This is a genomic window from Roseateles sp. (genome assembly GCF_039595295.1).
In the GTDB taxonomy this organism is placed as follows: Bacteria; Pseudomonadota; Gammaproteobacteria; order Burkholderiales; family Burkholderiaceae_C; genus Roseateles.
Genome location: NZ_JBCNLU010000001.1, coordinates 83,098 through 94,716, shown reverse-complemented (window position 1 = coordinate 94,716; position 11,619 = coordinate 83,098). Strand labels below are relative to the sequence as shown.

General features: G+C 69.3%; 12 protein-coding genes. 8 read left to right on the top strand and 4 right to left on the bottom strand.

What is annotated here, in order from left to right; translation table 11 throughout:
- The first annotated feature begins 71 nt into the window (after positions 1 to 71).
- Both ABDW59_RS00440 and dgcA read left to right on the top strand, forming a co-directional pair.
- Positions 72 to 1,793, top strand: coding sequence for a serine hydrolase domain-containing protein (locus ABDW59_RS00440; RefSeq protein ID WP_343627326.1), 1,722 nt, complete (start codon positions 72 to 74; stop codon positions 1,791 to 1,793).
- Between the two features lie 17 nt (positions 1,794 to 1,810).
- On the top strand, positions 1,811 to 2,797 hold the full coding sequence (gene dgcA / locus ABDW59_RS00435) for an N-acetyl-D-Glu racemase DgcA (protein WP_343627325.1): 987 nt from the start codon (positions 1,811 to 1,813) through the stop codon (positions 2,795 to 2,797).
- A gap of 75 nt (positions 2,798 to 2,872) precedes the next feature.
- On the opposite strand, the gene ABDW59_RS00430 is transcribed toward dgcA, so the two are convergent.
- Both ABDW59_RS00430 and ABDW59_RS00425 read right to left on the bottom strand, forming a co-directional pair.
- A complete protein-coding gene (locus ABDW59_RS00430; protein WP_343627324.1) occupies positions 2,873 to 3,700 on the bottom strand; it encodes a MipA/OmpV family protein in 828 nt (275 codons plus the stop codon).
- Positions 3,701 to 3,766: 66 nt separating this feature from the next.
- A complete protein-coding gene (locus tag ABDW59_RS00425) occupies positions 3,767 to 4,072 on the bottom strand; it encodes a hypothetical protein (protein WP_343627323.1) in 306 nt (101 codons plus the stop codon).
- Between the two features lie 155 nt (positions 4,073 to 4,227).
- Between ABDW59_RS00425 and ABDW59_RS00420 the strand changes: the two genes are divergently transcribed.
- The 5 genes from ABDW59_RS00420 to ABDW59_RS00400 all read left to right on the top strand — a co-directional run bounded on the left by ABDW59_RS00420 (position 4,228) and on the right by ABDW59_RS00400 (position 8,136).
- The gene (locus tag ABDW59_RS00420; RefSeq protein ID WP_343627322.1) at positions 4,228 to 4,896 is read left to right on the top strand and encodes a response regulator; all 669 of its coding nucleotides are present in this window, start codon (positions 4,228 to 4,230) and stop codon (positions 4,894 to 4,896) included.
- Complete coding sequence (locus ABDW59_RS00415) at positions 4,893 to 6,389, top strand: ATP-binding protein (protein WP_343627321.1); 1,497 nt, start codon at positions 4,893 to 4,895, stop codon at positions 6,387 to 6,389. The genes ABDW59_RS00420 and ABDW59_RS00415 overlap by 4 nt, the downstream gene beginning before the upstream one ends.
- 139 nt (positions 6,390 to 6,528) lie before the next feature.
- Positions 6,529 to 7,110 (top strand): thioredoxin family protein, encoded by a 582-nt coding sequence (locus ABDW59_RS00410; RefSeq protein WP_343627320.1) that lies wholly within the window; start codon positions 6,529 to 6,531, stop codon positions 7,108 to 7,110.
- A 162-nt stretch (positions 7,111 to 7,272) separates the two neighbouring features.
- Positions 7,273 to 7,740, top strand: coding sequence for a Panacea domain-containing protein (locus tag ABDW59_RS00405; RefSeq protein WP_343627319.1), 468 nt, complete (start codon positions 7,273 to 7,275; stop codon positions 7,738 to 7,740).
- Positions 7,741 to 7,743: 3 nt separating this feature from the next.
- On the top strand, positions 7,744 to 8,136 hold the full coding sequence (locus tag ABDW59_RS00400) for a hypothetical protein (protein ID WP_343627318.1): 393 nt from the start codon (positions 7,744 to 7,746) through the stop codon (positions 8,134 to 8,136).
- Positions 8,137 to 8,169: 33 nt separating this feature from the next.
- Here ABDW59_RS00400 and ABDW59_RS00395 read toward each other — a convergent pair whose 3' ends face one another.
- Complete coding sequence (locus ABDW59_RS00395) at positions 8,170 to 8,922, bottom strand: response regulator (protein ID WP_343627316.1); 753 nt, start codon at positions 8,920 to 8,922, stop codon at positions 8,170 to 8,172.
- Between the two features lie 132 nt (positions 8,923 to 9,054).
- On the opposite strand from ABDW59_RS00395, the gene ABDW59_RS00390 reads away from it, so the two are divergent.
- Positions 9,055 to 10,539 (top strand): ATP-binding protein, encoded by a 1,485-nt coding sequence (locus tag ABDW59_RS00390; RefSeq protein WP_343627315.1) that lies wholly within the window; start codon positions 9,055 to 9,057, stop codon positions 10,537 to 10,539.
- A gap of 433 nt (positions 10,540 to 10,972) precedes the next feature.
- On the opposite strand, the gene ABDW59_RS00385 is transcribed toward ABDW59_RS00390, so the two are convergent.
- The gene (locus ABDW59_RS00385) at positions 10,973 to 11,563 is read right to left on the bottom strand and encodes a TetR/AcrR family transcriptional regulator (RefSeq protein ID WP_343627314.1); all 591 of its coding nucleotides are present in this window, start codon (positions 11,561 to 11,563) and stop codon (positions 10,973 to 10,975) included.
- Positions 11,564 to 11,619: the final 56 nt, after the last annotated feature.

Here is an 11,619-nt window from a genome sequence, read left to right as displayed (position 1 = left end):
CGGATCCGCCCTTCACGCTCGTCTAGACAGGCACGGGACGCGCGTCGCGTCCCACCCACCTCGAGATCATGATGAGCGACTCCTCCCCCGTTCCTGATTCCACGCCCTCCATCGTCGCAGCGCTCGACGCGCTCTTCGCCTCGATCAATCGCGGCGATGCGCCGGGGCTGGTGGTCGGCGTCGCGCATCGCGGCGAGACGATCTACCGCCGCGGCTTCGGTCTGGCCAGCCTCGAGCACGCCACCGCCAACACGCCGTGGACGCGCATGCGCATCGGCTCGACCAGCAAGCACTTCACCTGCCTGGCCGTGCTGCTGCTCGCGGAGGACGGGCTCGTCGATCCCGACGCGCCGGTGCGCAACTACCTGCCCGAGCTGCCCGCGCGCGCCGTCGAGCCCACCGTGCGACAGCTGATGTCGCACACCAGCGGCCTGCGCTGCCATCTGGACATCGGCTCCCTGGGCAACGGCGAGGCGCTGACGCCCGACGGCGGCGCCTGGGAAACCATGAAGCGCCAGCGTGAGGTCAACTTCGCGCCCGGCGAGAACATGGTCTATTGCAACGGCGGCTATCACCTGATGTCGCTGCTGATCGAGAAGCTCGCCGGTGTGCCCTTCGAGCAGTTCCTGCGCGACCGCATCTTCCAGCCGCTGGGCATGCGGGATACGGACTCAGTCCCGAGCGACCTGCTGATCGTGCCGGGCATCGCGACCATGCACGTGCCGATTCCGCCGTCGCGCGGAGGCGGCTGGCGCCGCGGCATCTTCCCGTCCGAGGAGGTGCGCGGCGAAGGCGCGATGGTCTCGACCATCGACGACATGCTGGGCTGGCTGGCGCATCTGCGCGCGGACGACAAGCGCGTGGGCTCCGCCGAGACCTGGCGCCAGATGCTGGTTCCCGCCGTGCTGAAGAGCGGTCTGGCCAACCCCTACGCGCTGGGGCTGATGGTCCATGACTACCGCGGCCTGCGCGTGGTGCATCACGCCGGCGGCGTGGTCGGCGGCACGTGCCAGATGCTGACGGTGCCGGACCATGCGCTGGACATCATCATGATGGTCAACGGCGCGCCGGCCAATCCGATGGAGCTGGCCAACCGCATCATCGACACCGTGCTGGCCGATCACGTCGGCGAGACACCAGTGAAAGCGAAGCTGCAAGACTTCCTGCCCATGCGAGGCGCGCGCTATGCCGATGCACGCACCGGCCGCGTGATCGAGTTCACCGAGGGCGAGCCCGGCCTGCTGGGCCTGCGCTTTCTGAACGGTCCGCCGGTGGGATTGCGCGTCGAAGGCGAGCGTCTGCGGGCCGGCTTCGAGGACATGGCCATCGGTCCGCTCTCGCTGAACGCTGCGCAGCTCACACGCACCGGCCCCGAGGGCACCGACGCCGCGGCCGCACCGGCCGCGCTGGACCTCGCGGAAGCCGGCGTGGTCGCGCGCTTCGAGCGCCTGCCGGCCGAGCCGCTCCCGGCCGACACCGCGGCGGCGCTGGCGGGCCGCTACTTCTCGCACGACCTTGACGCGCAGGCGGTGGTTCGGCCTCACGTCGACGCCGAGAGCGGAGAGACCACCTGGCGCTTGGAGATCGACGGCCAGTTCGGGCGCGCGCGCCTGGCGCTGACGCCCTGGTCGACCGAACTCTTCGGCTGGCAGGAGGTCGTGGCCCTGCTGTCGCATCCCTCCACCGGCCAGCTGCGCGTGGAGCGCCGCGACGGTCCCGGCAGTCCGGTCGTCGCGCTGCGCATGGACACGCATCGCAGCCGCCACGTGCTCCTTGAACGCCTGCCCGATTGATTCACGCGAGATCCCCCATGCTGCTCAACTGCACCATCACCACCGAGTCCTGGCCCTTGAAGGAGCCCTTCGAGATCTCCCGCGGCACCTTCGTCGCGATCGACGTCATCGTCGTCCACCTGGACGACGGTCAGGGCCATGTCGGCCGCGGCGAGGCCGCCGGCGTGCTCTACGACGACGAGACCCTGGTCTCCATGGCCGCCCAGATCGACGCCGTGCGGCCGTTGCTGGTCGAGGACCTGACCGGCGAGGCGCTGCTGCGCGCGCTGCCCGCGGGGGGCGCGCGCAACGCCCTGGACTGCGCGCTGTGGGACCTGCGCGCCAAGCAGACCGGACGCCGCGCCTGGGCGCTGGCGGGCCGGCTACGGTCGGATCCGGTGGCCTCGGCCTTCACCATCGGACTCGGACGGGAGGAGGACGTGCGGCGCCACATCCGCGCGGCACGCCACCTGCCGCTGCTCAAGCTCAAATGCGACGCAACGCGTCATCTGGACATGGTCCGGATCGCGCGCGAGGAGCACCCCGCCGCCCGGTTGCTGATCGACGCCAACCAGGCCTTCGACCGCGCGCTGCTGGAACGCCTGCTGCCCGAACTGCAGGCGCTGGGCGTCGAGCTGATCGAGCAGCCCGTGCCGCGCGGCACCGACGCGCAGCTGGACGGCCTGCGCTCGCCCATCCCGCTGGCCGCGGACGAGTCCTGCAATGACCGGTCGTCGCTGGCGGCGCTGGTCAATCGCTACCAGTACATCAACATCAAGCTGGACAAGAGCGGCGGCCTGACCGAGGGGCTCGCGCTGGCGCGGGCCGCCAAGGCGCTGGGCTTCGGGCTGATGGTCGGCAACATGGGCGGCACCGCGCTGGCGATGGCGCCGGCCCATCTGATCGCGCAGGACTGCGCCTACGTCGATCTGGACGGCCCGCTGCTGCTGAGCCGCGATCGCGACCCCGCCATGCGCTACGACGGCAACCTGCTGCAGCCGCCGGTCGCGGCGCTGTGGGGATGAGCGAACGCCCGCCGCGGGCCGAAGCCGGCGGCGGGCCGAAGCCGGCGGCGGGCCGCGAGGCGGGGGGGCGCGCGATCAGAACGCGTAGCTGCCGTACACGGCGGCGACCGGCGTGGTCTTGCGACGCACCAGCGGGCTGTTTGCCGCGTCGCCGACCAGGGTCTGCACGCCGACCGCGCCGGTAACGCTCCAGTGGCGCGAGAAGCGATGCTGCCAGTTCAGGCCGGCCTCGATCTCCTTGAAGCCGGCCTTGGGCGTGTAGGCCTTGAAGCTGGTGCGCGCGGCCTGCGCGGCGCTCACGCCGTAGTAGGTCTGCATGTACTTGCGGTCGCCGGCCGTCGCGCCCACCGACACGCCGATGGTGTCGGTCGCGTCGTCCATGAGCTTGGCCTGCGCGCCCAGCCCGTAGGTCGAGCCGTTGTCGCGTTGGGTCAGGGCCTGCTCGGTGCGGATCTGCAGGTCCAGCCAGGGCAGCACGGCATAGCCCACCGACAGATTGCCGGTCACGCCGCCCTTGACCTCGCCCATGCCGCGCAGGAAGTCGCTGCCGGTGCTGAAGCCGTCGCGCTTCTTCTTCTCGTCGTAGCGCGGGCCCCGATAGCCGATGGCCGCGCTGTAGGAGAAGCCGCCCGCCGCGCCGGCGTAGCCCAGGCCGCGCATGGTGCTGGCGAAGAAGCCGCTCGAGTGCTGAAACTCGGCGGCGATCAGCGGCACGGCCTGGCGCTCGTCGGAACCGCTGTAGCGCGAGGTCACGGCGGCGCCGAAGCCCAGGGTGTAGGTCGACTCAGCCGGAGTGCCCGAGCCGGTCGCCGCGGAAGCGGACGTCGACTGGGCCCGCGCGGCGACGGGGATCAGCAGGGCAATGGCGGAGGCGGCCGCGAGGACCTTCATGGCGTTTTTCATCGTGGTGGTGTGGTGAAGGGCCGGGCGTTCCCGGCGATCAATGGATGTGAGGCGCGCTGGCGCCGCTCACTCGTAGCGGCCGCCGCGGCGGCACTCGGCGACCAGGCGCTTGGCTCGCTCGGCGCGGTCGATGACGCGATAGCGGCCGTCGCAGGCCTCGGCGGCGGCGCGGTAGCAGGCCGGCCAGCCCTCGGGGCTGTCGCAGGTCACGACGAAGCCTTCGCGACCGCGGGGCGTCGTGATCGGATCGACGGTGGCGGCGCAGGCGCTCAACACGCTGACGACCAGGCAGATCAGCGGCATGCGCGAGGCGCTCGACGCGATCGGATCCTTGCCGCGTCCTGTCGGACGCGGCGTGAGGGGCTCTCTCAATTCGGTACTCCCTGAACAGAGGTCCGGCAGGACGCCGGACCGCCAGGGCAGTGTCGAAACGCCCCATGAAGTCGACCTGAGCCGCGCATGAAGAAAGCATGAAGCGGCGGACGCCCCCACTGTTTTCCCCTCGCGGGGCTGGTCCAATCGGGCCCATGAAAATACTGCTCATCGAGGACGACCTGGACCTGGGCAACGGCGTGCGCATCGCGCTGGGCGATCAGGGCTTCGACGTCATCTGGACGCGCCACGTCGAGGGCGCGCTGCGTCATCTGGCCGACCAACCCTGCGACCTGGTGCTGCTGGACCTGGGCCTGCCGGACGGCGACGGCCTGCATCTGCTGACGCGTCTGCGCCGCGAGCACGGCACGCTGCCGGTGCTGATCCTGAGCGCGCGCGACGCGCTGCATGACCGGCTGCAGGGACTGGACTCCGGCGCCGACGACTACCTGGTCAAGCCCTTCGAAGTGGCCGAGCTGGTGTCGCGCATCCGCGCGCTGGCGCGCCGCAGCTACGGCTTCGACGGCGAGACGCTGAGCCTGCGCGGCCTGCAGCTGCACGTGCCCACGCGGCGCGTCACGGTGCAGGGCAAGCCGGTCGAGCTGACGGTCAGCGAATACGAGCTGCTGCGCCAGCTGCTCATGCGGATCGACCGCATCGTCACGCGGCGCACGCTGGAGGAGCAGGTGCTGCCCGGCGGGCAGAGCAACGCCAGCAACTCGCTGGATGTGCACATGGCCAACCTGCGGCGCAAGATCGGCGACGGTTACGTGCGCACGGTGCGCGGCGTCGGCTACGTCATCGACCAGCAGGGCGCGGCATGAACGCCGGGAAGGCCGCGCACGGCGCCGGTCCGGAGCAGCCGCGACGCCGCGCGCGCAGGGCCACCTGCGCGGTCTTGGCGGGGCGCCTGAGCGGTTTGCCGCGCGCGTGGCTGCTGGCCGTGATCCGGCCCAGCCTGGTGCGGCGGCTGCTGGTCGCGCAAATGGCGATGCTGTCGCTGATGTGGGTGCTGGGGATCGCCTATCTGCTGAGCCTGGGCGGGCGCTCTTTCATGCTGCTGGAGTCCGACTCGGTCTACCACACGATCAGCGCCATCAGTGACGGCCTGCACGATCGGCCGACCGAGCTCGCCCGGGTCCTCGACACCTTGTATGCCTCGATCTCCGAGGATTACAAGGTCGAGCCCGAGCGTCGCCCTTCTTTCGTCGTCGAGCAACAGGGCCGCATCGTCTACCGTTCGCCGCATGCGCCGGACGTCACGATCCGCACGCCCTATGCCTCGCTGACGCCGATGCATGCGGGGGGAATGCTCTACCGCGCGCGGACGGTCCAAGCCGCCTCCGGCACGCGCACCACGCTGCTCGCGCCGGACGACGGATGGAACGTGTTCCTCACCGTCTACTCCGACGGCTTCTACCTGATGCCGCTGCTGACCAGTCTGCCCTTCCTGATCCTCCCGGCATGGCTGTCGATCCGGCTGGCGATGCGGCCCTGGAACGGCGTCGCGCGAGAGCTCGCCGCCCGCGGCCCGCAGGACCTGGCCCCCTTGTCCTTGAGGCAGGGCCATCGCGAACTGGTCCTGATGGTGGACGCGATCAACGGCTGGATGCGACGCGTGGCCTCGAGCTCCGAGCGCGAGCGCAGCTTCGTCGCCGACGCCGCGCATGAACTGCGCACGCCGCTGGCGGCGATGCTGGTGAACATCGAGGCGCTGCGCGGCCATGCGACCGACGACGCCGGGCGGCAGCTGATGAGCGGCGTGCTGAGCAGCGGCCATCGCGCCACGCGCATGGTCAATCAGCTGCTGTCGCTGATGCGCAGCGAGGCCACCGAGACCGAGACGATCCGGCAGGTCGAGCTGGACCGCCTGCTGCAGGATCGTCTGGCGGTGCTAGGGCCGCTGGCCTCGGCGCGCTCGACCGAGCTGGAGCTGTCCGCGGAGCCCGACGTGCGCGTCGACGCGCCGATTGCGGCGCTGGCCTCGCTGGTCGACAACCTGGTGGAAAACGCGATCAAGTACGGCCCGTCGGGCGGCGTGGTGCGGGTGACCGTCCGTCGCGAGGGAGCGGACGCGGTGCTGGAGGTCGAGGATCAGGGCCCCGGCATCGCGCCGGCGCTGCGCGAGCGGGTCTTCGACCGCTTCTTCCGCGACCCCGCGCAGCAGGAGCCCGGCAGCGGCCTGGGTCTGGCGATCGTGCGCTCGGTGCTGGAGGGCATGGGCGGGCGCATCGTGCTGCTCGATGGCGAACACGGCGGACTGCGGGTCGACGTACGGCTCCCGCTGGCGCTGCGGTGGAAGCGGCGCCCGCGTTGAGGCGGTCGCCGCGCGCATCGGATCGTCTTTCCTTCCCAGGGCGGATACACAGGCATACGCAAGTCGTATCGCGACCGGGGGCCTTTCCGAAGAATGCGGCTCATCGCGGCGCAGGCCGCTTCTGCCGGAAAGGTCTCCCATGTCCACGCCCCCTCGCTCGACACCTCGTCGCACCCTCATTCCGCTCGCGCTGGGCGGGGTGGCCGCCGTCGCGGCCATCATGTTCTCGCTGCCGCCCTCGGCCGAGGCGACCGCGGCTGCCGTGATCGCGGCCAACGGCGCCAAGCCCGCGCCCGAGTTCAAGGGCATCTCCAACTGGTTCAACGCACCGCCGATGACGATGGAGAGCCTGCGCGGCAAGGTCGTGCTGGTCGACTTCTGGACCTTCACCTGCAGCAACTGCCTGAACCAGCTGCCGCACGTGCAGGCGCTGCACGAGAAATACAAGGACCAGGGCCTGGTGGTGATCGGCGTGCACTCGCCCGAGTACGAGGAGGAGCGCTCCACTGCCGGTCTGAAGGACGCGATCGCGCGGCTGGGCATCAAGCATGCGGTCGCGCAGGACAACGACTTCGCCACCTGGCGCGCCTACAACAACCGCTTCTGGCCGGCCGAGTACCTGATCGACAAGCAGGGCCGGGTCGTCTACTCGCACTTCGGCGAAGGCGCCTACGAGCAGACCGAGGCGGCGATCCAGGCGCTGCTCAAGCAGCCGGGTTGAGGCCGGGGGGTACTCCCCCCGTTTTCCTCCTCGATCCCCGCCTGCGGGTGGAATCCGAGGTCGCTTGACGAATGTCAGAGCGGACCCCTGTCATTGGAGAAAGCCGCTTCCTAGACTGCTCCGTCTGGCATGCGCCGTCGCGTGTGCATCGAGGAGTTGTCCATGTACTCGGCTTACGCCATCGCCAACGAATTCATCCGCCGCGCTCAGGCGGGGCGCCTGCCCGGCCTGAACAGCATGAAGCTGCAGAAGCTCATGTACTTCGCACAGGCTTGGCACTTGCAGGAGACGGGGACGCCCTTCTTCGAGGACACATTCACGCGTGGGAAAAACGGGCCGGTTCTGAACTCCATTCACCACCAGGTCAAGTGCTACTGCGAACGCCCGATCACGCAGACGATTCGCATCCTCTCCGGCGGCGATGACCGCGAGGTCTGGCGGGTGCCGGAGGTCCAACGCTATGACGCGACGTCCCTGGCCCTGGTTGATGCGATCTGCGAGCAATTCGGCCACTTGTCGGCACAGGCTCTTTCCGACCTGACACATCGGCCCGGTTCCGCGTGGTCACAAGCTGAGGCCGACGGCAGCCCCATCTCCGAAGCGGCAATCCGCGACGACGTCACGGTGTGAGCCATGAATGAGCCGAAGAAGCAATGGAACGCCGCACAACGCAGACCTACCGAGCTCTCGCGAATGCCGCCGAGTCAAGACGGCTTGGTTGCGGCGGAGACAGACAGCGTCCCCGACGAGATCGCAGCCAACATGCGTGCGAATCGGCAGATGCGCCAGACCTACGCGGGGAAAGCCTATGGGCTCGCCGCCGCCTGCCTGATCGCCTGGATCGCTCTGCTCTGCGCCTACGGCGCCATCAAGGTCTCGCTCGGCGTGGAAACCTGGTCCGACCAAGTCCTCATCGCCATCACCACCGGCGTGACCGTCAGCGTGCTGGCGGCCTTCCTCGGCGTGATTCGCGGGCTGTTCCCCGGCAAGGGCACGGAGGACGACAAGGGCGAAGCGAAGGCATGACGGTCACACGAGCGGCGCGCGACGCTTGCCGGCTCACGCTCCTTCCACGCCCTGCACCGCCATGGACAACACGTAACCTTCGCTGCGCACGGTCTTGATGTACTTGGGCTCGCGCGCGTCGTCGCGCAGACGCTGGCGCAAACGGCTGACGAGCAGATCGATCGAGCGCTCGAAAAGCTCCGTGTCCCGCCCCTGTGTCAAGCTCATCAACTGGTCGCGGCTCAACACCCGTTGCGGATGGTCGAGGAACACGCGCAGCATCCGGTACTCCGCGCCGCTGAGCGGCACCACCGTCCCAAGCGAATCGATCAGGTGCCGCTCGATGGTGTCCAGCACCCACTCCCCGAACGCCAAGCGCGGCGACTCGTCCGTGGACCGCATGTTGGGCGGCAGCATGCGCGCCCGCCGCAGCACCGAGTTGATCCGCGCCAGCAGCTCCCGCGCCGCGAAGGGCTTGGCCAGGTAGTCGTCGGCGCCCATTTCGAGCCCCAGGATCCGGTCCGCCTCGTCCCCGCGGGCCGTCAGCATGATCACCGGCGTCGCCTTGTACTTGCCCGCGCGCAGGTCGCGACACAGCGACAGCCCGTCCTCGCCGGGGAGCATCAGATCCAGGATCACCAGGTCGAAGGGCCCGGCCGTCTCCAGCGCAATGCGCATGTGGCGGCCCGTCGGCACCGCCGTCACCTTCATGCCGTTGCGGGTCAGGTAGGCGGACAGCAGCTCGCGGATCTCGCGATCGTCGTCGACGATCAGGATGTTGTCGGGCGTGGGCGTGGAGGTCTGCATGGCGAAGAACTGTAGCGGTCGCATCATCCCCGCGGAATGCCGCAGGCAAGCTACTGTCTTCGTAGCAGGGGACGTATACACAAGCATACAAAGCGCCCCCCGAAAGACGGTTCCCGGCCTATAAACCCGGCCATGACCGTCGCCTCTCCTCCCGCTCCCGCTCCTGTCCCTCTTCGCAGCCGGGCCCCGCGCGGCTGGCTGCCGCGCACGCTCTTCGCGCGTGTCACGCTGCTGATGGTGCTGGGCATCGCGGTGGCGCAAGCGCTGGCCTTCGTCGCGATCCGGCAGGAACGGATGATGGCGCTGCGCGAGCTCATGATGTCTGGCATCGAGCTCGACATCGCCACCGGCGTCGCCATCCTCGACCGCCTGCCCGCCGCCGAACGCCCCGCCTGGCTGGCCCGGCTGGAGCGCCCCAACTACCGCTTCGCCGTCGGCAGCGAGATCGACGCCGACGCCGGCCCCGTCAGCCCCGACGCCTTCAGCCAGGACTTCACCGACGCGCTGGCCCAGGCGCTGCGCCCCTTCCGCATCGAGCGCCTGGCGCAGCTCGGCGGCGCGCGCTACGAGATGCTGGTGCGCCTGAGCGACGGCACGCCGCTGACGGTGCATGCGCGCCGTGTCGACATGCCGGTGTCGCCCTGGGTGCTGTGGGTGCTGGCGACGCAGCTCGCCGTGCTGGCGCTGTGCGCCTGGCTGGCGGTGCGGCTGGTGACACGGCCGCTGGGCGCGCTCGCGGCCGCGGCCGACGAGCTCGGTCCCGAGATGACGCCGACGCTGCTCGACGAAGCGGGCCCGGCCGAGGTCGCCCAGGCCGCGCGCGCCTTCAACGCGATGCAGACCCGCATCGCCGGCTACACGGCCGAGCGGGTCGAGATCCTGGCCGCGATCTCGCACGACCTGCAGACGCCCATCACCCGGATGCGCCTTCGCGCCGACCTGATGGCCGACGAGGCGCTGCGCGACAAGTTCCGCCAAGACCTGAACGCCATGCATGCGCTGGTGCGCGAGGGCGTCACCTATGCCCGCACCCTGCACGGGACCTCGGAGCCCGCGATCCGGCTGGACGCCGACGCGCTGCTGGCCAGCATCGTCGGCGACTATGAGGACGCGGGCGAGCCGGTGACGCTGGAGGGGCAGCTCGGGGCGCCGGTCGTCGGCCAGCCGCAGGCGCTCAAGCGCATCCTGGTGAATCTGATCGACAACGCCCTGGCCTTCGGTGGACAAGCTGAACTGCGCGTGAGCGCCCCCCTCTGCACTCCCCCGTCGGCGCCCACCGGCCACCCGCAAGACATGACCCCGGCGCCGACGTCGATGTGGCATATCGCCGTGCTGGATCGGGGACCGGGCATCCCGGAGGACCAGCTGCAAGCGGTGTTCAAGCCCTTCCATCGCCTGGAGACCTCGCGCAACCGGGACACCGGTGGCACGGGACTCGGGCTGGCGATCTCGCAGCAGTTGGCCACGGCCATGGGCGGCACGCTGATCCTGAGCAATCGCCCCGATGGCGGCCTGCAAGCGCTGCTGTCGCTGCCGGTGGGACAACTCTCGCGTCTGTCCACGGCTTCTGTGGATAAGTCTGTTGGCTCGGTGGGCAGGGATCGCGCAAGCCCTTGATTTGCCACGAGATTCATTGCACTGCCGCGAAATGAGGCAGTGATGCGAAGGGGCCCTCCCAAGAGGTGTTCACAGGGGGCAAGGACTGTCCCCGGCCTCTGTGGACAAGTCTGTTGGCTGCCTATGCAGCAAGTTCACAACTCCTTGTCGCCAAAAGGAAAAGCTTGCATTGCCTCAGAATGTGGCACTGGGGAGATCAACACGTCGAGCGCGTTCTATTGCTTGACCTGACCCCCATCGGCGTGTTGGCAAGTTCGGGTCCCGGCGAGAGGTTGCTCACAGTGCCCACCGGTTGTGCACCGGGGCGCCGGACTGTCCACGGCGTCTGTGGACAAGTCTGTTGGCTGCCCGGGCAAGGATGTCGCAAGTGCTTGTCAGGGCAGGGAATTGCTTGCGGTGCTGCGAAATGAGGCAGCCCCGCTGAGGGTCGCGCTCAACCCGCCGCCAGCACCGCGTCCACGATCAACTGGAATCCCTTGAGCACCGGCGCCGGATTCGGGGCGAACTGCGCCTGGACGATGGCCCCGTCTACCGCCAGCGCCAGGGCGGCGGCGGTCTTTGCCCGGCGACGCGAGGACGGCAGCAGCGCCGCGATCGCATCGGTCATGTCCTGCTTGTGGCCACGCGTGACCTCGACGACCTCGCTTAAGGCCGGGCCCATCTCGCCCACCCCGTTGAGGAAGGCGCAGCCCCGGAAGCGGCCCAGGGCCGCGCCGTCGAACCACTCCGCCAGCGTCGGGGTCAGGGCTTGCGCGCCCTTGCTCGGGCCGCCGTGACGCGTCAGCGCCTCGGTGAACCAGCTCATCCAGCGCTCGTGACGCAAGGCCAGGTAGGCCACGATCAAGTCGTTCTTGCTCGGGAAGTGCCGATAGAAGGTGACCTTGGTGACGCCGGACTCGGCGATCACGCGATCGACGCCGGTCGCGCGTATTCCCTCGGCATAGAACAGGTCGTGCGCGGTGCGCAGGATGCGATCGCGGGCGGGCAGCTCGCCGATGTCCACGCTGCCGACGGTGTCGTTCATGGGGCCATTGTAGACAGACCTGTCTACCGAGGCCAGAATGCAGTCATGTAGACAGC

What these genes read in the sequence shown, in the direction of transcription:
- ABDW59_RS00440 (WP_343627326.1), top strand. Translation starts at nt 72, where the DNA reads ATGAGCGACTCCTCCCCCGTTCCTGATTCCACGCCCTCCATCGTCGCA.
- dgcA (WP_343627325.1), top strand. Translation starts at nt 1,811, where the DNA reads ATGCTGCTCAACTGCACCATCACCACCGAGTCCTGGCCCTTGAAGGAG.
- ABDW59_RS00430 (WP_343627324.1), bottom strand. Translation starts at nt 3,700, where the DNA reads ATGAAAAACGCCATGAAGGTCCTCGCGGCCGCCTCCGCCATTGCCCTG.
- ABDW59_RS00420 (WP_343627322.1), top strand. Translation starts at nt 4,228, where the DNA reads ATGAAAATACTGCTCATCGAGGACGACCTGGACCTGGGCAACGGCGTG.
- ABDW59_RS00415 (WP_343627321.1), top strand. Translation starts at nt 4,893, where the DNA reads ATGAACGCCGGGAAGGCCGCGCACGGCGCCGGTCCGGAGCAGCCGCGA.
- ABDW59_RS00410 (WP_343627320.1), top strand. Translation starts at nt 6,529, where the DNA reads ATGTCCACGCCCCCTCGCTCGACACCTCGTCGCACCCTCATTCCGCTC.
- ABDW59_RS00405 (WP_343627319.1), top strand. Translation starts at nt 7,273, where the DNA reads ATGTACTCGGCTTACGCCATCGCCAACGAATTCATCCGCCGCGCTCAG.
- ABDW59_RS00400 (WP_343627318.1), top strand. Translation starts at nt 7,744, where the DNA reads ATGAATGAGCCGAAGAAGCAATGGAACGCCGCACAACGCAGACCTACC.
- ABDW59_RS00395 (WP_343627316.1), bottom strand. Translation starts at nt 8,922, where the DNA reads ATGCAGACCTCCACGCCCACGCCCGACAACATCCTGATCGTCGACGAC.
- ABDW59_RS00390 (WP_343627315.1), top strand. Translation starts at nt 9,055, where the DNA reads ATGACCGTCGCCTCTCCTCCCGCTCCCGCTCCTGTCCCTCTTCGCAGC.
- ABDW59_RS00385 (WP_343627314.1), bottom strand. Translation starts at nt 11,563, where the DNA reads ATGAACGACACCGTCGGCAGCGTGGACATCGGCGAGCTGCCCGCCCGC.